Annotated in this window: 23 protein-coding genes; 14 read left to right on the top strand and 9 right to left on the bottom strand. The window is 30.0% G+C overall.

What is annotated here, in order from left to right; all coding sequences use genetic code 11:
• Positions 1 to 148: 148 nt before the first annotated feature.
• Entirely contained in the window at positions 149 to 1,474 is a 1,326-nt protein-coding gene (locus L1S33_RS13105; protein ID WP_240562670.1) for a dicarboxylate/amino acid:cation symporter, read from the bottom strand.
• A 127-nt stretch (positions 1,475 to 1,601) separates the two neighbouring features.
• On the opposite strand from L1S33_RS13105, the gene L1S33_RS13100 reads away from it, so the two are divergent.
• Both L1S33_RS13100 and L1S33_RS13095 read left to right on the top strand, forming a co-directional pair.
• A complete protein-coding gene (locus tag L1S33_RS13100; protein ID WP_240551970.1) occupies positions 1,602 to 2,240 on the top strand; it encodes a DUF937 domain-containing protein in 639 nt (212 codons plus the stop codon).
• Between the two features lie 88 nt (positions 2,241 to 2,328).
• Positions 2,329 to 2,634: a DUF6787 family protein gene (locus L1S33_RS13095; protein WP_240551969.1), complete on the top strand. Its 306-nt coding sequence runs from the start codon at positions 2,329 to 2,331 to the stop codon at positions 2,632 to 2,634.
• Here L1S33_RS13095 and L1S33_RS13090 read toward each other — a convergent pair whose 3' ends face one another.
• The gene (locus L1S33_RS13090; protein ID WP_240562669.1) at positions 2,635 to 2,907 is read right to left on the bottom strand and encodes a hypothetical protein; all 273 of its coding nucleotides are present in this window, start codon (positions 2,905 to 2,907) and stop codon (positions 2,635 to 2,637) included. It abuts the gene before it with no gap.
• Positions 2,908 to 3,006: 99 nt separating this feature from the next.
• Between L1S33_RS13090 and L1S33_RS13085 the strand changes: the two genes are divergently transcribed.
• Both L1S33_RS13085 and L1S33_RS13080 read left to right on the top strand, forming a co-directional pair.
• Positions 3,007 to 3,636: an NUDIX hydrolase gene (locus tag L1S33_RS13085; protein ID WP_240562668.1), complete on the top strand. Its 630-nt coding sequence runs from the start codon at positions 3,007 to 3,009 to the stop codon at positions 3,634 to 3,636.
• Positions 3,637 to 3,684: 48 nt separating this feature from the next.
• Positions 3,685 to 4,524, top strand: coding sequence for a lysophospholipid acyltransferase family protein (locus L1S33_RS13080; protein ID WP_240562667.1), 840 nt, complete (start codon positions 3,685 to 3,687; stop codon positions 4,522 to 4,524).
• A 7-nt stretch (positions 4,525 to 4,531) separates the two neighbouring features.
• Here L1S33_RS13080 and L1S33_RS13075 read toward each other — a convergent pair whose 3' ends face one another.
• The 5 genes from L1S33_RS13075 to L1S33_RS13055 form a co-directional block, all read right to left on the bottom strand.
• Positions 4,532 to 5,008 carry a hypothetical protein gene (locus L1S33_RS13075; protein ID WP_240562666.1) on the bottom strand — a complete coding sequence of 159 codons (477 nt, stop codon included), beginning with the start codon at positions 5,006 to 5,008 and terminating at the stop codon, positions 4,532 to 4,534.
• 80 nt (positions 5,009 to 5,088) lie between these two features.
• Positions 5,089 to 6,276, bottom strand: a complete 1,188-nt coding sequence (gene fabV / locus L1S33_RS13070) for an enoyl-ACP reductase FabV (protein WP_240562665.1) — start codon at positions 6,274 to 6,276, stop codon at positions 5,089 to 5,091.
• Between the two features lie 12 nt (positions 6,277 to 6,288).
• Entirely contained in the window at positions 6,289 to 6,660 is a 372-nt protein-coding gene (locus tag L1S33_RS13065; RefSeq protein WP_240551963.1) for a glyoxalase, read from the bottom strand.
• Positions 6,653 to 7,600 (bottom strand): phosphoribosylaminoimidazolesuccinocarboxamide synthase, encoded by a 948-nt coding sequence (locus tag L1S33_RS13060; protein WP_240551962.1) that lies wholly within the window; start codon positions 7,598 to 7,600, stop codon positions 6,653 to 6,655. The genes L1S33_RS13065 and L1S33_RS13060 overlap by 8 nt, the downstream gene beginning before the upstream one ends.
• 63 nt (positions 7,601 to 7,663) lie before the next feature.
• The gene (locus tag L1S33_RS13055; RefSeq protein WP_240551961.1) at positions 7,664 to 8,620 is read right to left on the bottom strand and encodes a PhoH family protein; all 957 of its coding nucleotides are present in this window, start codon (positions 8,618 to 8,620) and stop codon (positions 7,664 to 7,666) included.
• Positions 8,621 to 8,793: 173 nt separating this feature from the next.
• On the opposite strand from L1S33_RS13055, the gene L1S33_RS13050 reads away from it, so the two are divergent.
• The 5 genes from L1S33_RS13050 (at position 8,794) to gldG (ending at position 12,914) form a co-directional block, all read left to right on the top strand.
• Positions 8,794 to 9,657, top strand: a complete 864-nt coding sequence (locus L1S33_RS13050) for an SAM hydrolase/SAM-dependent halogenase family protein (RefSeq protein ID WP_240562664.1) — start codon at positions 8,794 to 8,796, stop codon at positions 9,655 to 9,657.
• 5 nt (positions 9,658 to 9,662) lie between these two features.
• On the top strand, positions 9,663 to 9,959 hold the full coding sequence (locus L1S33_RS13045; RefSeq protein WP_240562663.1) for a putative quinol monooxygenase: 297 nt from the start codon (positions 9,663 to 9,665) through the stop codon (positions 9,957 to 9,959).
• Positions 9,959 to 10,489 carry a GNAT family N-acetyltransferase gene (locus L1S33_RS13040; protein WP_240562662.1) on the top strand — a complete coding sequence of 177 codons (531 nt, stop codon included), beginning with the start codon at positions 9,959 to 9,961 and terminating at the stop codon, positions 10,487 to 10,489. Before L1S33_RS13045 ends, L1S33_RS13040 begins: the two co-directional genes overlap by 1 nt.
• Before the next feature lie 81 nt (positions 10,490 to 10,570).
• Positions 10,571 to 11,281: a gliding motility-associated ABC transporter permease subunit GldF gene (gene gldF / locus L1S33_RS13035; RefSeq protein ID WP_240562661.1), complete on the top strand. Its 711-nt coding sequence runs from the start codon at positions 10,571 to 10,573 to the stop codon at positions 11,279 to 11,281.
• On the top strand, positions 11,274 to 12,914 hold the full coding sequence (gene gldG / locus L1S33_RS13030) for a gliding motility-associated ABC transporter substrate-binding protein GldG (protein WP_240562660.1): 1,641 nt from the start codon (positions 11,274 to 11,276) through the stop codon (positions 12,912 to 12,914). Before gldF ends, gldG begins: the two co-directional genes overlap by 8 nt.
• Positions 12,915 to 12,978: 64 nt before the next feature.
• Here the strand turns inward: gldG and L1S33_RS13025 are convergent, their stop codons facing one another.
• Positions 12,979 to 13,737 carry an NAD(P)H-binding protein gene (locus L1S33_RS13025; protein ID WP_240562659.1) on the bottom strand — a complete coding sequence of 253 codons (759 nt, stop codon included), beginning with the start codon at positions 13,735 to 13,737 and terminating at the stop codon, positions 12,979 to 12,981.
• The gene (locus L1S33_RS13020) at positions 13,724 to 14,389 is read right to left on the bottom strand and encodes an MIP/aquaporin family protein (protein ID WP_240562658.1); all 666 of its coding nucleotides are present in this window, start codon (positions 14,387 to 14,389) and stop codon (positions 13,724 to 13,726) included. Before L1S33_RS13020 ends, L1S33_RS13025 begins: the two co-directional genes overlap by 14 nt.
• A gap of 107 nt (positions 14,390 to 14,496) precedes the next feature.
• Between L1S33_RS13020 and L1S33_RS13015 the strand changes: the two genes are divergently transcribed.
• The 5 genes from L1S33_RS13015 to L1S33_RS12995 all read left to right on the top strand — a co-directional run bounded on the left by L1S33_RS13015 (position 14,497) and on the right by L1S33_RS12995 (position 18,992).
• Positions 14,497 to 15,339 carry a DUF2911 domain-containing protein gene (locus L1S33_RS13015; protein ID WP_240562657.1) on the top strand — a complete coding sequence of 281 codons (843 nt, stop codon included), beginning with the start codon at positions 14,497 to 14,499 and terminating at the stop codon, positions 15,337 to 15,339.
• Between the two features lie 281 nt (positions 15,340 to 15,620).
• Entirely contained in the window at positions 15,621 to 16,451 is an 831-nt protein-coding gene (locus L1S33_RS13010; RefSeq protein ID WP_240551952.1) for a DUF2589 domain-containing protein, read from the top strand.
• Positions 16,452 to 16,455: 4 nt separating this feature from the next.
• A complete protein-coding gene (locus L1S33_RS13005) occupies positions 16,456 to 17,151 on the top strand; it encodes a hypothetical protein (protein WP_240562656.1) in 696 nt (231 codons plus the stop codon).
• Positions 17,151 to 17,729 carry a hypothetical protein gene (locus L1S33_RS13000; RefSeq protein WP_240562655.1) on the top strand — a complete coding sequence of 193 codons (579 nt, stop codon included), beginning with the start codon at positions 17,151 to 17,153 and terminating at the stop codon, positions 17,727 to 17,729. Before L1S33_RS13005 ends, L1S33_RS13000 begins: the two co-directional genes overlap by 1 nt.
• Before the next feature lie 6 nt (positions 17,730 to 17,735).
• Positions 17,736 to 18,992 (top strand): S8 family serine peptidase, encoded by a 1,257-nt coding sequence (locus L1S33_RS12995; protein ID WP_240562654.1) that lies wholly within the window; start codon positions 17,736 to 17,738, stop codon positions 18,990 to 18,992.
• The last annotated feature ends 2 nt before the right edge of the window (positions 18,993 to 18,994 follow it).

Raw genomic sequence — 18,994 nt, 5'->3', positions numbered from 1 at the left:
TTGTTAGTTGTTAGTTGTTAGTTGTTAGTTGTTAGTTGTTAGTTGTTAGTTGTTAGTTGTTAGTTGTTAGTTGTTAGTTGAAAATATTTTTTATCTGAAACTATTACTATTTACTAGGTATTTCTCATTGAATACTGAATACTGATTACTACTTTACTTCATCGTAATTATCGTCCCAGTTTTTTGGTTTTGGATCGTGTAATTTCCCTACAGATTTTGCTACAATCATAGAGACAGTTGCATCTCCAGTAACGTTTATTGTAGTTCTTAACATGTCTAAAGGTCTATCTACAGCAAAAATTAATGCCAATGCAACTGGATATAAATCTTTAGGAAAACCAATAGATTCTAAAACAATTACCAACATTACCATTCCTGCTCCAGGAACTGCTGCACTACCAATTGAAGCTAAAAGTGCTGTTAATACAATAGACATTTGATTTGCAAACCCTAAACCTTCTGGCCATAAAACTTGCATTACAAAAACTGCAGCTACAGCTTGATATAAACTTGTTCCATCCATATTAATTGTTGCACCAACTGGTAAAACAAAACTAGATACTTCTTTATCTACTCCAATATGTTCTTCAACACGTTCCATTGTAACTGGTAGAGTTGCTGCACTTGAACTTGTAGAAAATGCTAATAACTGCGCTGGACTTAATTGTTTTAAAAACCACAAAGGATTTTTCTTTGTTATAACACTAACTAATAAACAGTAAAAAGCTACCATTATTAACAAGCCTAACACAACAACTCCTGCATATTTTAATAACGCTAACAATATATCTGGATCTCCTGAAGTTACTACTACATTAGCTAATAATGCGAATACTGCATAAGGAGATATTAACATAATAAGATCTACCATTTTTAAAATAGCATCATTTAAACCATCAAAGAAATCTTTTAGTGGTTTTGCTTTTTTCTCTCCAATTAATAACATTGATATTCCTAAGAAAATAGTAAAGAATATTACTTGTAACATTGCCTTATTATTACTCATAGCACTTACAGCATTGTCTGGCACCATATCAACAACAAATTGTAACGGACCACTACTCTGTTGCTTTGTTGCTTCGGTAATTTTTGAAGTTATACTTGAACTTTTAGCATAGGTATTTGTTAATTTATCAATCGTTTCTTGAGAAATACCATCTCCAGGCTGCATTATATTAACCAATACTAAACCTATAGTTATAGCAATTACAGTGGTTCCGATATAAATAAGGATAGTTCTAACACCAATATTTTTAAATTTAGAAATGTCTTTTAAATCTGAAATTCCTTTTATAAGTGAAGCTACAATAAGCGGAACTGCTATTAATTTTAAAAGTTTTACAAAAATAGTTCCTAGAGGTTTTATCCAATCCGCAATAAAATTTTGCCAACCTAATTGTAATGCTAAGAATCCAAAAAGAATTCCTAAAACCATTCCAATCATTATTTTCCAGTGTAGTGCTAGTTTTTTCATTAAATATATATGTTATTTTTCAAGATTGAAAGGTAGAAAAAAAAAAGATAATATAGAGTGTGACTTTATTTGTATATTGTGTCATAAATATAACAAGCTTAATATTAACAAAATAAAAAAACAAAAAATGGCAGGAATTTTAGACTTATTAAACAGTGACTTAGGAAAATCAATTATATCTGGAGTTTCTGGATCTACAGGTCAAGACTCAGGAAAAACAAGTAGTGTATTAACAATGGCGTTACCTGTTTTAATGAAAGCAATGGAACGTAATGCTTCTACACCAGAAGGTGCTGAAGGAATAATGGGAGCATTAAAAAAACACGATGGTGGTATTTTAGATAACCTTGGTGGTTTATTTGGTGGTGGTGTTGACGATTCTGTTACACAAGATGGAGCTGGAATTTTAGGACATATTTTAGGTAACAAACAACAAGGCGTTGAAAAAGTTATTGGAGAAAAAGCTGGTATGGATACAGGAAGCGTTGGTAACATTTTAAAAGTTGCTGCACCAATATTAATGGGTGTTCTAGGAAAACAAGCTAGTAACAATAATGTAAGTAGCTCAAGTGACTTAGGTGGTTTACTTGGTGGTTTACTTGGTGGTAACGAAACTAAAAACGAACAAAGTTTCTTAGAAAAAATATTAGATGCTGACGGTGACGGTAGTGTTATTGATGATGTAGCTGGTATGGTATTAAACCAAGGAAGTAATAAATCTGGTGGTTTATTAGGAGGTCTTTTAGGAGGTCTTTTTGGTAAATAAAATTCCAATATTATAAATATAAAAAAAGGTCAAACATTTATTGTTTGACCTTTTTTCTTGTTGTAATTTTGCAACACCAATTTTTAAAATGGAAAAACTTAAACAACGCTGGGGAATAAAAAGCAATTGGGCAGTTATTGCAATACTACTTGTTTTCTCTATTAATGGATCTTTTGCTGCATTAATAGGCAAACCAATTTTATCTTATTTAGGTATAAGTTCAGATAATACAAATGGTTTTTTGTATGTTTTATATCGATTTTTGCTAATATTTCCTATTTACCAACTTACACTGCCAATTGTTGGTTGGGTGTTTGGTCAATTTAAGTTCTTTTGGGCATTTGAAAAGAAATTTTTAAGCCGCTTAGGGTTAGGATTCTTGTTTAAAAAATAACTAAACTTCAATAGTGGTTTCTTTCTCTTTTTTAAAAACAAATGTGTACAACCACATTAATGTAAAGGTTGGTATTACATCCAAAAATGGCATAGCCTCTTCTACAAATGTTATTGCTGCTGCTATTTTCCCATCTTTCCCTTTGTACATTTTTGTCATTAAATATGCAGACAATGGCGCCCAAACTATATCTAACATTGGAAACGCAAAAGATGCATAGCCAAAAGCATCAAACAATAAACCTAATGCTAATTTTTTATATTTATTTTTCATTTATCAATTTTAATTTATAGTTGAAATATGGCAAAATTCAAGCCAAAAAACAGCTATTTCATTTGAAATGAATAAGTTTGCTTAAAATTACTAATTTCTATGGATTTTTCTGAATTTCAATCTAAAATAAATCATTACAAAACTACGCAACTTGGAGGAATGGAAGCGCAATTTAAATTGGTTCCTAAACTTAGACTGCAATATTCCGAAGAGAAAATAAAGAATAGTAACCCAAAGAAAGCAGCTGTATTGGCATTATTTTATCCAAATGAAAACGGAAAAGCATGTTTTTTATTAACTGAACGAGCAAGTTATAACGGTACACATTCTGGTCAAATTAGTTTTCCTGGCGGAAAAATTGAAAAAAACGATGTTAATTTACAAGAAACTGCACTTAGAGAAACTCATGAAGAAGTTGGGGTTTTACCTTCATCTGTAGTAATAATAAGAGAAATTACTGACGTTTATATTCCTCCAAGTAATTTTTCAGCAACTCCTTTTATGGGCTTCACAAAAAAAGAACCAACATTTATTAAAAATAATGAAGTAGCCAACAGTATAACTGTTTTAGTAAGTGATTTACTTAATAATGACAATATTACTAGTAAAATTATGAGTACTTCTTATATGAAAGAAATTAGCGTACCTTGCTTTAAACTAAACAATTACATCGTTTGGGGAGCAACGGCAATGATTCTTTCAGAAATTAAAGAATTATTGAACTCTTAACTTGGTTAATTCTTTTGTATTTTTGTAACTCTTACAAATTAAAAACTTATGCCTTTATTTAAAAGGAACCCTTTTGGACATATCTTATTCTTAAAGAAATGGCTTATTCGAATATTCGGAGTTATCTCTCACGGAAGATACAGACGTTTTAATAATTTACAGATTGAAGGTTCTGAAATTCTTAGAAATTTACCCGAAAACAATGTTCTTTTTGTCTCTAACCATCAAACTTATTTTGCTGATGTAGCTGCAATGTTTCATGTTTTTAATGCTTCTTTAAAAGGAAGAGATAATACCATTAAAAATATCGGATACATTTGGCAACCCAAATTAAACTTATATTATGTTGCAGCTGGTGAAACAATGCGAGCTGGATTGTTGCCTAAAATATTTGCTTATGTTGGTTCTGTTTCAATTGAAAGAACTTGGCGTAGCGAAGGAAAAGATGTAAAAAGACAAGTAAAAATGTCTGATGTTTCTAACATTGGAAAAGCACTAAATGATGGTTGGGTAATTACTTTTCCGCAAGGAACAACTACAGCTTTTAAACCAATTAGAAGAGGAACTGCACATATTATAAAAAAGCATAAACCTGTTGTTGTACCTATTGTAATTGACGGTTTTAGGCGTTCTTTTGATAAAAAAGGATTGCAAATTAAGAAACGAAATGTATTACAATCTATGGTTATTAAAGAACCTTTAGATATTGATTATGAGAATGAAGATGTTGCCGATATTGTGACTAAAATTGAATATGCAATTGAACAACATCCTTCTTTTTTAAAGGTACTTACACCTAAGCAACTTGAAGAAGAGCAAGATTTTATTGAAAGTCGTCGTTTTTGGGGAGCAGATTCAAAGGAAAAAGAAAATAAAAAAAAGTTGTAAACTAAGTTTAATTTAACAACTCTTCTAACTCTAATTTATAATCGTATTGTAAATCTTCATGTAAGGTTGCTATTGCTTTTTCTATTAAAATTACCTGTCTGTCAAATGAATTTAATAGTTGCTGACTATTCTTAATTGAAGGCTTAAAATTCTTGAGTTTATAACAAAAATGCAATAACAGTTCTACTTCTGTTTCTTTCTTTTTTGAATATCTGATAAACTTCTTTGCAAGCTTTAAAATTTTACGAACACTTTTTCTGATGTAAAAGAAACTCTTGGTATTTATTTGTTCAAACAAATCGTCCATTTGTTCTTTTACACTCTCTATATAACCTTCTTCGTTATGAGATTCAAAAAGTAAATAAGTAAGTAATTCTTTATTTTCTTTTTTAAATTTAGAAAGCTGTAAGCACAACTCAATCAACTCATTGGTTGATTTATGTGCTAGTTCATCTTTTATTTTTTTAACGGTAACTGCTTTCATATTTATTTTTTTACAAGATAAAAGTAAAAAAGAAACCTCATAGAATTTCTACGAGGTTTTTAATATCTTTTGAATATTTATTATTGAATACTTGGTACTTCAACCAATTCATTAACATCTGCATCATAATCTATTCCTGGTACTTTAAACCCAAATAACTTAAAAAATTCGTTGCTATATTCTTCTAAATCTCCAATTTCTGATAAATTTTCAGTTGTAGCTTTTTTCCATAATTCAGAAATTTCAACTTGCACATCTTCACGCATTTCCCAATCATCAACTCTAATTCTTCCTTTTGCATCTAAAGCTAAATCTCCACCAAACAAACGTTCGCTATACAAACGTTGAATTTGCTCAATACAACCTTCGTGAATTCCTTTCTCTTTCATCACTTTAAATAATAAAGAAATATATAAAGGAATTACTGGAATTGCAGAACTTGCTTGTGTTACTAATGCTTTATTTACTGAAACATAGGCCTTTCCTCCTATTGATTTTAAATCGTCTGTAATAGTAAAAGCTGTAGCTTCTAAATGGTCTTTTGCAGCACCAATTGTTCCGTTTCTATATACTGGTTTTGTAACTTCTGGGCCAATATAAGAATAGGCAACAGTTTTTATTCCTTCTGCTAATAAGTTTTCAGCTTGTAAAGCGTCCATCCACATTTTCCAATCTTCTCCACCCATAACAGTTATCGTGTTTTCTACATCTTCTCCTTCTGCAGGATTTATAGAAATTTCTGATACTTTTCCTGTATGGAAATCTACTGTTTTATTGGTAAAAACTTCGCCAATTGGTTTTAAAACCGATTTAAAACGTTTTCCTGAAGTTGGATGTGTTCTTACAGGTGAAGCTAAACTATATATTACCAAATCAATTTGACCTAAGTCTTCCTTAATTAAGTTTACAACTTGTTCTTTTACTTCATTTGAAAAAGCATCTCCATTAATACTTTTCGCATACAAACCAGCCTTGTTTGCTTCTTGTTCAAAAGCAGCTGTATTGTAAAATCCTGGTGAACCTGGTCTTCCTGCTGTTGCTGGCTTGTCAAAGAAAACACCAATTGTTGCTGCATCTGATCCAAATGCGCTTGCAATTCTTGACGCCAATCCAAAACCAGTTGAAGAACCTAAAACTAATACTCTTTTAGCGCCTTCAATTTTTCCTTTAGATTTTATATATTCAATTTGATCTTTAACATTTTGAGCACAACCTGTTGGATGCGATGTTAAACAGATAAATCCTCTTGTTCTTGGTTCTATTATCATTGTTGTTTGTTTTTATTGAATTTTAGATTGACTATCTTTTATTCTTTGACCAATCATGGTTAAAATTCTTTTATTAATTTCTGAATCATTCTCTTTATAGAACTCAAATTCGGTAATTGTAAACTGACCTACAGTTAAACCTATAAATTGATTTCTTAAAGCGATGTTCTTTTTTGTAACTGTATTTATAACTTTATTAAACTTACTTTTTTCTAAGTTTAAAATGTCTATTTTTTGTTTCAGACAGAAAAAAGTAAAAACCTTTAAAATAAGATCGTGTTGTAACTTTAAAACAGGACGAACAGTTTTATTCTGAAAACCTTCAATTGGTATTTCTGAAGATAAATTTAATACTGGTCTAATGCTTAGTTTTAAACTATCCATTTAAAAACTCAGTTACATTCTTTTCTATTCTTGCCAATACATTTTCTGTGGAAGCTTTTACAAACTTCTCTCCTGTTATTTGTTCGTATAATTCAATATATCTGTTAGAAATTTCGATAATTTTTTCATCATCCATTTCTGGAATTTGTTGTCCGTCTTTTCCTTGAAAACCATTTTCAATTAACCATTGACGTACAAATTCTTTTGATAATTGTTTTTGAGATTCGCCTTTTTCTTGGCGTTCTTTATATCCTTCAGCATAAAAATAACGAGAAGAATCTGGCGTATGAATTTCGTCAATCAAGACAATTTTACCGTCTTTTGTTTTTCCGAATTCATATTTTGTGTCCACTAAAATTAATCCGCGAGAAGCAGCAATTTCTGTTCCTCTTTGAAATAAAGCTCTTGTATATTTTTCTAAAACTAAGTAATCTTCTTCTGAAACAATGCCTTTAGAAAGAATGTCTTCACGTGTTATGTCTTCATCATGATCTCCATTGTCTGCCTTAGTTGAAGGCGTAATTATTGGATTTGGAAACTTATCATTTTCTCTTAATCCTTCAGCCATTTCAACACCACACAAAACTCTTTTACCAGCTTTGTATTCTCTTGCTGCATGACCAGACATGTAACCTCTAATTACCATTTCTACTTTAAATGGCTCACATAAATGACCAATTGCAACGTTTTCATCTGGATTTGCAACTAACCAATTTGGAACAATATCTGCTGTATCGTTCATCATTTTTGTTGCAATCTGATTCAAAATTTGACCTTTAAACGGAATTTGACGCGGTAAAATTACATCAAAAGCAGAAAGCCTATCCGAAGCTATCATTACTAATACTTCGTCATTTATATTGTAAACTTCTCTTACTTTTCCTTTATAAACACTCTTCTGTTTTGGAAAGTTAAAATTCGTTTCGTTAATTGTATTCATCTATTTATTTGTTGTGTTGTTACTGCAAAAATACTTTAAACACTATTGATTAACAACTAAAACCTACTCCGTTTCTATACTTTTATAAGCTATAATAATTTTTCTTACTAATTTATGACGCACAACATCTTTATCATCTAAAAATACTTGTGCAATTCCGTCAATATCTTTTAAGGTAAGTAAAGATGCTTTTAATCCAGAAACCTGTTTTCTAGGCAAATCAATTTGACCTGGATCTCCAGTAATAATAAACTTTGCGTGTTTTCCCATTCTGGTTAAAAACATTTTCATTTGGTTGTGCGTTGTATTTTGTGCTTCATCTAAAATTACAAAAGCATTGTCTAAAGTTCTACCACGCATAAATGCTAATGGTGCAATTTGGATTATTCCTTTTTCTATATGAGATTCTAATTTTTCATGCGGAATCATATCTCGTAATGCATCATATAATGGTTGCATGTATGGATCTAACTTTTCTTTTAAATCTCCTGGTAAAAAACCTAAATTCTCTCCTGATTCTACAGCGGGTCTTGTTAAGATAATTCTACGTACATCTTTTTCTTTTAGTGCTTTTACAGCCAAAGCAACAGCTGTGTAGGTTTTACCTGTACCTGCAGGACCAACGGCAAAAAGCATGTCGTTTTTTTGCATTAAAGAAACCATTTTACGTTGATTTAAACTTTGTGGTTTTATTTGCTTTCCGTTAACTCCATGCACTAAAATATCATCTCCTTTTCCTGAAGATTTACGGGTTTCTTCTTCTTTTCCTGTTGAAGTAACTAAACGTTCAATACTATTTTCGTCTAATTTATTGTATTTATTAAAATACTTAATTAACATTTCAACTCGTTTTTCAAACTCATCTAAAATATCTGATTCTCCATAAATTTTCAATTTATTGCCACGTGCAACAATTTTAATTTTAGGAAAATATGTTTTTAATTGAGTAATAGTACTATTCTGTGCTCCAAAAAAATCGTTTGGATCAATTTCTGTCAATTCAATTATACGTTCTGTCAAATGATAAATTTTTTAAAAATTAACAGCCATAGACTGTTTTGTTAATATAAACTGCGTTAAAAAATATTTGATTAAAATACAGTAGAAATTTAGAAATTATTTTTGAGGAAATCATTAGATTTGCGTTAAATAGTCAAAAACTTTTTCACAACTAATTAACAGTTATTTTTTTAATGTCTCTAATTACTTTAACTACAGATTTCGGAACTAAAGATCACTTTGTAGGTGCTGTAAAAGGAGCTATCTACACAGAACTCCCAGACGTTAAAATAATTGACATTACACATCACATTACTCCTTTTAACATTACAGAAACTGCATACATTTTAAAAAATGCATATAAAAGTTTTCCTAAAGGAAGCATACATATTGTTGGTGTAGACTCTGAGTTATCTATAGAAAACAAACATATTGCTTTAGAATTAGATGGGCATTTTTTTGTATGTCCAAATAATGGATTAATTTCTATGATTGCTTCTGAAATTAACCCTACAAAGATTGTAGAAATTAATATTCACGACAGAATTGAAAGCAGTTTTCCTGTTTTAGATGTCTTTGTACAAGTTGCTTGCCATATTGCTCGTGGAGGAAATTTAGGTGTAATTGGTAAAGAAATTAAAGAATATAAAAAGTTAGTTGAAATTCAACCAAAAGTAAATCAAACGCAAACTATTATTAATGGAGGTGTAATTTATATTGACAATTACGGAAACGTAATTAGCAACATAAATAAAAAAATGTTTAATGAAATTGGTAAAGGAAGACCTTTTAAAATTTCTGCTCGTCGTTATTCATTTTCAAAAATATATAGTAGATATAATGAGTTTGTAGATTTTTCTGTACCAGAAGAACGCCGAAGAAATGATGGTGAACGTTTAGCAATCTTTAATTCTGCAGGTTTTTTAGAAATTGCTGTATATAGAAGTAATCTAACCACTGTTGGTGGCGCATCTTCTTTGTTAGGAATGAATTATAGAGACACAATTTCTATAGAGTTTGAAACAATTAAATCACCTGATTTTATAACCTTAAAATAAAAAAAATGTTTGTACGCATCGTGAAATTAAGTTTTCACCCAGAAAAAGTTGAAGAATTTTTATCAATTTTCGATAAAAAAAAAGAGTTTATTAGAGGATATGAAGGTTGCTCTTTATTAGAAGTATATAGAGATAAAACTAACCCAAATGTCTTTTTCACTTATAGCTATTGGGAAAAAGAAGACCATTTAGAAAACTACAGAAACTCTGTCCTTTTTAGGGGGATTTGGGCAAAAATTAAAGTTTTATTTAATGATAAACCTTTGGCATGGAGTGTTGACAAAACAATAAGTTTGAAATAATGAACTTTAATTTCTCTTCTTTTCCTGTTTTAAAAACTGAACGATTAATTTTACGTCAATCTAACTTAGATGATGCAGCTACTTTTTTAGAATTACGTTCAAACCCTATTATAAACAAATATATTGAGCGAGAAATTCCTACAAAAATATCTCAAGCCGAAGATTTTATCAATAAAATAACACAAGAAGAAATTGATGAGAAAAGCATTACTTGGTTAATTACTTTAAAAGAAAATAACAAAGCAATTGGTTCTATTTGTATTTGGAATATTAACCATGACAATAAATACGGAGAAGTCGGCTACTCTTTACTCCCTGAGTTTTTTAAAAAAGGTTTTATGAGTGAAGCCATGGATACTATTTTAAACTTTGGTTTTACTAAAATGAATTTAAAAACCATAGAAGCTTACACTCATAAAAATAATATTGCTTCCATTACGTTGTTAGAGAAATACAATTTTGTTTTTCAACCAGAAAGAAAAGATGATGATGTTGAGGACAATATAATTTATAAAATAGTAAACAATTAAGTAAAATGAAAAATTCTTTTTTTAAAACCAAGCTTTTATACTTTAAACAATTACAAGCATAAACCAATAAACTTTTTCACATTGACACCAATATTAAAAAAAGAATTCACTGCATTTTTTGCATCACCAATTGCCTACTTGGTTATTGGAGTTTTCTTGGTTATAAACGGATTATTTCTTTGGATTTTTAAAGACGATTTTAATATTCTAAACGCAGGTTTTGCTGATTTAAACAACTTCTTTTATTTAGCGCCTTGGGTGTTTTTATTTTTAATTCCAGCAATTACCATGAAGAGTTTTGCTGATGAATTTAATAGCGGAACTATAGAAATTTTAAAAACAAGACCAATTACCAATTGGCAAATTGTATTAGGTAAATTTTTAGCTTCGCTACTATTAGTTGTTGTTGCTCTCTTACCAACTTTAACTTACGTTTACACGGTTTATCAATTAGGAAACCCTATTGGAAACCTGGACTTTGGAAGCACAATTGGCTCTTATATTGGTTTATTATTGTTAGCTGGAACCTATACTGCTGTTGGTTTATTTACATCTACATTATCAAAAAATCAAATTGTGGCATTTATTTTAAGCGTTTTTATAACCTTCTTTTTATACTTCGGTTTTGATGCTTTTGCAAATTTAGTTGGCAATCAAAATATTTCTAAATTCGGAATAAATGAACATTTTAAAAGTATTTCCAGAGGTGTTATAGACACTAGAGATATTGTTTATTTTGCATCTGTAACAGCTTTCTTTTTATTCATTACAAAAACACAATTAGATGAATAAGAAAATAAAAAATATAGCTTTGGTTTTAGCAGGAGCTTTTCTGTTGAATTTCGCCAATCAATCAATTTATAAACGATTCGATTTAACACAAGACAAACGTTATACTTTATCAGAAATTACAACTTCAATTCTTGATAAATATGAAGATCAAGTTACTATAAAAGTATATTTAGAAGGTGAATTCCCTACAGAATTTCAACGATTACAAACTGAAACTCGTCAGTTTTTAGAAGAATTAAAGGCTCAAAATTCAGTTATAAAAATCCTTTTTATCAATCCTGATAATCAACGAGAACAATTGACAAAAAAAGGAATGTATCCGAGTCAATTAACCGTTGAAGAAGATGGAAAATTATCGAATGCCATTATTTTTCCTTGGGCTGAAATTTCTTATAAAAACAAAGCAGCAATTGTTTCTTTATTGCCAGAAAGTCAAGCAAAAACTCAAGAAGAACAATTACAAAATGCAGTTGAAGGTTTAGAGTATTCGTTTGCAAATGCATTGAATAACTTAAAGCAAAATAACAAGAAAAAAATTGCTATAATCTCAGGAAACGGAGAGTTACAAGACATTGAATTGTTTAGCTTTTTAAGTGAAGTTAGTAAGAAGTATCATTTAGCAAAATTTACATTGGATTCTGTTGCAAAAAACCCGCAAAAAACATTGCAAGGTTTAACAAACTTTGATCTTGCTATTATTGCAAAACCTACAGAAAAATTTACCGCTGAAGAAAAATTTACGCTCGATCAATTTATTACAAACGGCGGAAAAACGTTGTGGATGCTAGACAATGTCCAAGCTGATACTGATAGTTTATTTAACAACGGTAAAATGCTAGCGTATCCTAGAGAACTAAATTTAACTGATCTACTTTTTGCTTATGGAGTTCGAGTAAATAGCAAATTAGTGCAAGATTTATATGCGTCTAAAATTCCGTTAGCAACAGGAAATGTTGGAAATCAAACACAGTTTCAAAACTTACCTTGGTTTTACAATCCGTTAGTTTCTGGAAATCCTAATCATCCAATTAGTAAAAACGTTTTACCTGTTCGTTTACAATTTGTAACACAAATTGATACTTTAAAAAACAACATTAAAAAAACGCCTTTATTAGTAAGTTCAGTATTAACAAAACAAGTTGGTTTACCTACAATTATTGAACTATCAAGCATTGCAAATGAACCTACTGAACAAGAGTTTTCTGGAGGAAATCAATTGTTTAGTGTGTTGTTAGAAGGCGAATTTAATTCAGCCTACGCAAACCGAATTAAACCGTTTAAAAGTTCAATTTTTAAAGGAAAATCTTCAGACAATAAAATGATAATTATTGCTGACGGTGATATTGGAAAGAATCAAATTTTAAAAGGAGAACCACACGATTTAGCAACTGATAAATGGACAAACGAGCGTTTTGGAAACAAAGATTTTCTTCTAAATTCAGTAGATTATTTATTAGATGATTCAGGTTTAATCAACTTAAAAAACAAATCGCTTCAACTTAATATTTTAGACAAACAACAAGCTTTTAATGAAAAAGGATATTGGCAATTTCTAAATATTATTGTTCCGCTTTTATTGTTATTTGCTTTTGGGTTTGGTTTTAATTATTGGAGAAAGAAGAAGTATCAGTAGACAATATTCAGTATTCAAAAATAAAAAACTCCTCTAGAACTGGCAGATTAAATAACTTTGAAACTTAAATTGACAATAAATCATCGTGAATAAAAGTATAACCTAATACTTCTTGCACTTTTTTAGAACTGATAATTTTCCACTCATAAATCTCATTATTTTCAAATTCAGGAAGTGCTAATCCATTACTTAATTTTGCAAATGAATAAAATTCTCTTCTAGTTGGATGATGATTAGAACAGGCGTTTAAAGTAATATTCCAACAATTTTGATCTATAATTTCATGAATAATTTCTATACAATCTTCTTTATGAATCATGTTTACAAATCCTTTTGGTTGTGGTATTTTTCTCGCCTTAAACCAATTAGAAGGGTGTCTTTCATCTCCAAATAAACCAGCAAAACGTAGTATTGTAGTTTCAAAAAAAGTGTTTTCTCTAAACAGATTTTCAATTTCAGTTAATGGTGTTTGTAAAACTTCATCTTCTTCAGTCATTACTTTATTTAGCCTTCCATAGACCGAAGTAGAACTGATAAATAGTACTTTTTGAGTGTTAGAATTTTCAATTTGAGAAATTAAATTTTCAAAGCCATCAATATCTTTTGAGGTAATTGCGATGATTAAAATATCAGAATTTAAAAAGCTATCAAACTCTTCAAAATCAGTAATATCAATTATATAAGGCTCTATATTATTGAATTCTAATGTTTCTAATTTTTCTTCACTTGTGGTAGAACCTTTTACTGAATAACCATCATTTAACAAAGAAACAGCTAACGATTTCCCTAACCAACCACAACCTAAAATACTAACACTTTTCATTATCGCAACAATTTTCGTCTTTTACTAATTTACAAGAAACAACTGCCAACAAAGCACCTAAGATTGGTGCTAAAAGATATAACCATAAATGTTCTGTATGACCTGAAATTAACGCTGGTGCTATTGAACGAGCAGGATTCATAGAGGCTTTTGTAACGGGACCAGCAAACATTGCTTCTAACAAAACTACACCACCAATTGCAATACCTGCAACCACACCAACCTCTTTACTTCCTGTGGAAACATTAATGATGGTAAGCATTAAGAAAAAAGTTAATAGTAACTCTAAAATAAAGGCTCGCCAAACATCTATTGTGGGTATTGTTGCTCCGTAAAATTCACTTGTGGGAAATAAAATCCACAGCATTAAACTACCCAATAAAGCGCCAAGAACTTGTGCAATTATATATTTCGGAACTTCTTTCCATGCAAACTTTTTTGCATAGGCAAAAGAAATAGTAACTGCTGGATTAAAATGTGCTCCAGAAATATCTCCAAAAGCATAAATCATTGCCATAACAATAAATCCCCAAGTAATTGCAATACCAACGTGTGTAACATCACCGCCAGTAACTTCATTAATAGTCATTGCTCCTGTTCCACAGAAAACCAAAGCAAAAGTCCCTATAAATTCTGAAATATATTTCTTCAATTTTATAAATTTTAGCAAAGATACAACCTACTATTTTAAGTTTTCATTAACATTTATCGTTTTAATTCATCGTAAATTTAGCCTCATAAATTAAAAACTATCTAATCATGAAAAAAATACTATTAAGCTTATTGGTAATCGCTTTTACAGTAAGCACAAATGCACAAATTAAAACACCTGCTCCAAGTCCATTTTCTAAAGTGGAACAAGTTGTTGGTTTAACAGATGTTACTTTAGAATACTCAAGACCAGGAGCAAAAGGACGTACAATTTTTGGAGATTTAGTTCCTTTTAATAAAATTTGGAGAACAGGAGCAAATTCTAGAACTAAAATTACATTTTCTACTGATGTTTCTATTGATGGACAAAACTTAAAAAAAGGAACGTATGCTATTTTTACTAAACCAAGCGCAACATCTTGGGAAGTATATTTTTACACAGAATATAAAGGAAATGGAGCACCACAAAAATGGGACGACACTAAAATTGCAGCAAAAACTACAGCACAAGTACAACCAATGCCAATGAAAATTGAAACATTTACAATGACTTTTGACGATTTAACTAGCAGTTCAGCTATGTTGGGTATGTTATGGGAAAATGCTTATGTTGGTGTAAAAATTGATGTGCCAACTGGTAAAATGGTTGCTGATAACATTACAAAAGTAATGGCAGGACCAAGTGCAGCAGATTATTACGCTTCAGCTTCTTACTATTTAGAGGAAGGTAAAGACATACAAAAAGCAAAAGCTTGGATTAACAAAGCTGTTGATATGACTAATGGAAAAGCTCCTTTTTGGTATTTACGTAAACAATCTTTAATCTTAGCTAAAGCTGGTGATAAAGCAGGTGCAATTACTGCAGCTAAAGCTTCTTTAGCAGGAGCTGAAGCAAGAGGAAATGCAGATTATATTAAAATGAATAAAGAGTTCTTGAAGAAAATGATGTAAGAATTATTTCTTTCTTAAAATATTAAAACTCGCAGGAAACTGCGAGTTTTTTTGTGTCTTTATTTTTATGTTTAAGATAAACACTTCTCCTTTTACAGGAAATTCCCTTTTGAAATTTCATTTTTTTAACGCTATATAACTTGGTACTTACACTTGCAACAACAAACTTGTACTTGCCTAATTTTGTGGTAGTTAAATGATAATTAATCCTATTGTAATTTAAACAGATTAAATATTTATTTAACTAAAACCAAAGTATTAATAGTGTAAAATTAATTAAAATGAAAAAACTACAAACAATCTTAAAGCAAGATCATTCTAAAAAAACAAAAAAAGAATTGATCGAATTATTAACCGGAATTAATGAAATAGTCGGTGATGATTTTGGAAAAATTACTGGTATTCAATTAAGTGAATTATCTAAAACCAAAAATGATGATTTGGTGGCAATAATAAATTCATTTAAAGAAAATTATGATGTAAAATGGGAAGAAAGCTTTGGAGAAGCATCTACTAAAATATTAAAAACAATTTTAGCACAAATAGAAAAAGATGAAAACCAGTTCTCTACCTCAAACGCTTCAAATGCAGATTTTGCTGCTGAACTTGGTAGTATTGATTTTGAAAACTTAATTGGTGGTCCATTAAATGCATGTGTTACAGCACAAGCTAATGCATCTATGTCTACTGTAAACTTTATTAAAGAAGTTGGTTTTGAAGACGACGGAACTCTTAGAATGGTTGATTTTTCATACACAAAAACGGTGCCTAATGATGATGGAACAGGAACTACAACAGAAGATATTTCATTAATTGTTCCTTTTGTATCTGTATTAAATGTTCCTAGTTTAAGAATAGAAACTTGTGAGGTAGATTTTAATGTTAAATTAAATTCTGTTTACACAAAAGACGTAAGTAGCGATTTTGGTATTGATGCAGAAGTTAGTGGTGGTTGGGGGCCCGTAAAATTTAAAGTATCTGCTTCTTACAAAAGATCTTCTAGCACTGGTGTAAAAGTAGAAAAAGAATACACGATGGGTGTAAAAGTTGTTGCTACAAACGATCAAATGCCTGGTGGATTAGAAAAGGTTTTAGGAATTTTATCTGAATAAAATTATGATAAAGCTATCTGATTATATGGACTATCTCAATGAAGAGATAGTCCTTGCTAGAAAAAAAGCCGACGAACAAGCAATACTTATTGCTAAAGAATATGCTAAAGATCCGTATCTAAAATATTTTAGAGTACCTAGATTTACAATGCCTTCTGTTAAACTAAATATTCCTATTAAAATTTCTGAATTAAACTCGCAAACAAAGTATAATTTTAAAATGGATGATGATGCTTTTATAAGCGAAGTAAATGACAAAATAGCCATAATAAATAAAGAAAAAAGCTTAAAAATAAACCCAATAAATAAGGAAACACTTAAAGCTGATGACTTTAAAAAAGTAGTTACAAAACTAGAAAAAGTAGATTATAGTTACGTTAAAAAATTAGATGATAATTTAACCAAAGTAGATATTAAAGCACCTATAAAAAACATTGTTAAAAAGCAAGGTTTTAGTGTTGCCAACAAAGAGCTAGAAAGTGAAGAAATGGCTATAATTTTAAAAGATGCTTTTAAAAATAGATACACACCCGTTTCTGCTAAATTAGACGACATTTATTTCGACCCAAATACAAGTAATGAAACTGATAAGGGCAAAATTTTACTTACATTAAATGTAGAAATGGTTGAAGAAGGTATTAGAATACATAATGCAACTGATGAAAAAGGAAACAAAATTGAAGAAATAATTTTTGAATAATGAACGTATTAATTCATTTTAAAAAACAACAATTAGAAGCTTTTTTAAAACTACTTATTCTAGAGAATGAAAAGTTTATAAAAAAGGACTTTAATCTTGATAAATCATTAATGATATTACTTAATGATGTTCAGGAGTATTATAGAAAAATTGGAGAAAGTACAGAAGAAGGAAACGTTAGTCAATTAAAAACGCACTTAGATATTGCCGTATCTGGAATAGACCCAGTAAAATTAGAAAGAGTAAAAACTAGAAGAAGAGATATTGTAAAAATTGCTTGTTATCATTGTTTATCTAGTTTAAATCAAACTTTAGAAAACTCACTAGTTCAAGTAAAAAACATTATTAATGAAGCTACAGAAAACATTAACCAAGTTCTTTTATCTGCTTATCAAGCTAAATTAATTACAGACGCAATTATTAAAAAAGTAGACACAATAGATAAATGCACTTCTTTATGGGAAAAACTAAAAGAAAACGAGCAAATTTTACTTTTAGATAAGAAATTAAAACTAACCATTTTACAACAAGATATAAGCATAATTTTAGATCAAGCTTTATCTAAACTTAATAATTAAACCGCCATGAAAACTACTAAAAAATATATCATTCAATTAAAAGACGACAGCAAAAGTAGTCTTTCAAAAGCAGCAAAAGTGTTAAGCTTAAAAATTACATCATCCGCAGAATTGAGTTCTAAAGTAAGAGCGCAAGATGTATTAGATTCAGGTAACGGATTGTTTCTTAAAAATTTAGGTTTAGCAATTGTTGAAGATTATGAGGTAGAGAAACTTCATCATTTAACAAATACATCATCTAACCCAATAATTTACTGGGAAAAAGAAAGAGAATTTAAACCTGTTACAGAGTTAGGTTTATTAGATGAAATGAAAATTAATCTCAATAACATTTCAGAAAAAATAGCACAATTAAAAGAGTTAATTGAGGCTAGCAATAAACTTAACATTAATAAGAATTTAACTTGGGGTTTAAATGCAGTTGGAATTGAATTAAGTAATTATACCGGTAAAGGAATAGATATTGCTATTTTAGATACTGGTTTCTATAAAGATCATCCAGATTTTGTTGGAAGAAATATTTCTGGAAAATCTTTTGTTCCTGGAGAAAAATGGGATCTAGATGGACATGGACATGGAACTCATTGTACAGGAACCGCAGCAGGAAGTACTTCTCTAATAGATAACAAACGATATGGTGTAGCTCATGAAGCAAATATTGTTATTGGTAAAGTTTTAAGCGATTCTGGAAATGGATCTACTAGTGGTATTATTGATGCTATTGATAATAGTTTAGAAAAAGGACATAAAATTATATCTATGTCTTTAGGCTCTTCAGTAAAAATTGGAGAGAAACCTTCACCTATATTTGAACAAGTTGGACGAAAAGCATTAGAAAAAAACACATTAATAATTGCTGCGGCTGGTAACGACAGCAATAGACCAAACTTACCAAAACCAGTTAGCAGTCCAGCAAATGCAGAGTCAATAATGGCCGTAGCGGCTTTAGATGAAGCTTTAAAAATAGCTAACTTCTCTAATGGTGGAATTAATGCAAGTAACGGAGGAAGAGTAGATATTTCTGCTCCTGGTGTAGATATATTTAGTTCGTATTCAAAAAATGGCTCTCAAAACAAATTATACACAACCATGAGTGGTACAAGTATGGCAACACCACATGTAGCAGGTATTGCAGCTTTATATTGGGAAGCATTCCCCAATTTATCGGCAGAAGGTATTTGGCTAAAATTAGAAAAAAGAGCAAAACAACTTTCAGACCAATTGTATAGAGATATTGGCCAAGGAATAATACAAGCAATATAATT

It is taken from the genome of Tenacibaculum aquimarinum, from assembly GCF_022478115.1.
In the GTDB taxonomy this organism is placed as follows: domain Bacteria; phylum Bacteroidota; class Bacteroidia; order Flavobacteriales; family Flavobacteriaceae; genus Polaribacter; species Polaribacter aquimarinum_A.
The sequence above is the reverse complement of the archived record's forward strand: the minus strand, read 5'-3'. Positions and strand labels throughout refer to the sequence as shown.

What these genes read in the sequence shown, in the direction of transcription:
- L1S33_RS13105 (WP_240562670.1), bottom strand. Translation starts at nt 1,474, where the DNA reads ATGAAAAAACTAGCACTACACTGGAAAATAATGATTGGAATGGTTTTA.
- L1S33_RS13100 (WP_240551970.1), top strand. Translation starts at nt 1,602, where the DNA reads ATGGCAGGAATTTTAGACTTATTAAACAGTGACTTAGGAAAATCAATT.
- L1S33_RS13095 (WP_240551969.1), top strand. Translation starts at nt 2,329, where the DNA reads ATGGAAAAACTTAAACAACGCTGGGGAATAAAAAGCAATTGGGCAGTT.
- L1S33_RS13090 (WP_240562669.1), bottom strand. Translation starts at nt 2,907, where the DNA reads ATGAAAAATAAATATAAAAAATTAGCATTAGGTTTATTGTTTGATGCT.
- L1S33_RS13085 (WP_240562668.1), top strand. Translation starts at nt 3,007, where the DNA reads ATGGATTTTTCTGAATTTCAATCTAAAATAAATCATTACAAAACTACG.
- L1S33_RS13080 (WP_240562667.1), top strand. Translation starts at nt 3,685, where the DNA reads ATGCCTTTATTTAAAAGGAACCCTTTTGGACATATCTTATTCTTAAAG.
- L1S33_RS13075 (WP_240562666.1), bottom strand. Translation starts at nt 5,008, where the DNA reads ATGAAAGCAGTTACCGTTAAAAAAATAAAAGATGAACTAGCACATAAA.
- fabV (WP_240562665.1), bottom strand. Translation starts at nt 6,276, where the DNA reads ATGATAATAGAACCAAGAACAAGAGGATTTATCTGTTTAACATCGCAT.
- L1S33_RS13065 (WP_240551963.1), bottom strand. Translation starts at nt 6,660, where the DNA reads ATGGATAGTTTAAAACTAAGCATTAGACCAGTATTAAATTTATCTTCA.
- L1S33_RS13060 (WP_240551962.1), bottom strand. Translation starts at nt 7,600, where the DNA reads ATGAATACAATTAACGAAACGAATTTTAACTTTCCAAAACAGAAGAGT.
- L1S33_RS13050 (WP_240562664.1), top strand. Translation starts at nt 8,794, where the DNA reads ATGTCTCTAATTACTTTAACTACAGATTTCGGAACTAAAGATCACTTT.
- L1S33_RS13045 (WP_240562663.1), top strand. Translation starts at nt 9,663, where the DNA reads ATGTTTGTACGCATCGTGAAATTAAGTTTTCACCCAGAAAAAGTTGAA.
- L1S33_RS13040 (WP_240562662.1), top strand. Translation starts at nt 9,959, where the DNA reads ATGAACTTTAATTTCTCTTCTTTTCCTGTTTTAAAAACTGAACGATTA.
- gldG (WP_240562660.1), top strand. Translation starts at nt 11,274, where the DNA reads ATGAATAAGAAAATAAAAAATATAGCTTTGGTTTTAGCAGGAGCTTTT.
- L1S33_RS13025 (WP_240562659.1), bottom strand. Translation starts at nt 13,737, where the DNA reads ATGAAAAGTGTTAGTATTTTAGGTTGTGGTTGGTTAGGGAAATCGTTA.
- L1S33_RS13015 (WP_240562657.1), top strand. Translation starts at nt 14,497, where the DNA reads ATGAAAAAAATACTATTAAGCTTATTGGTAATCGCTTTTACAGTAAGC.
- L1S33_RS13010 (WP_240551952.1), top strand. Translation starts at nt 15,621, where the DNA reads ATGAAAAAACTACAAACAATCTTAAAGCAAGATCATTCTAAAAAAACA.
- L1S33_RS13005 (WP_240562656.1), top strand. Translation starts at nt 16,456, where the DNA reads ATGATAAAGCTATCTGATTATATGGACTATCTCAATGAAGAGATAGTC.
- L1S33_RS13000 (WP_240562655.1), top strand. Translation starts at nt 17,151, where the DNA reads ATGAACGTATTAATTCATTTTAAAAAACAACAATTAGAAGCTTTTTTA.
- L1S33_RS12995 (WP_240562654.1), top strand. Translation starts at nt 17,736, where the DNA reads ATGAAAACTACTAAAAAATATATCATTCAATTAAAAGACGACAGCAAA.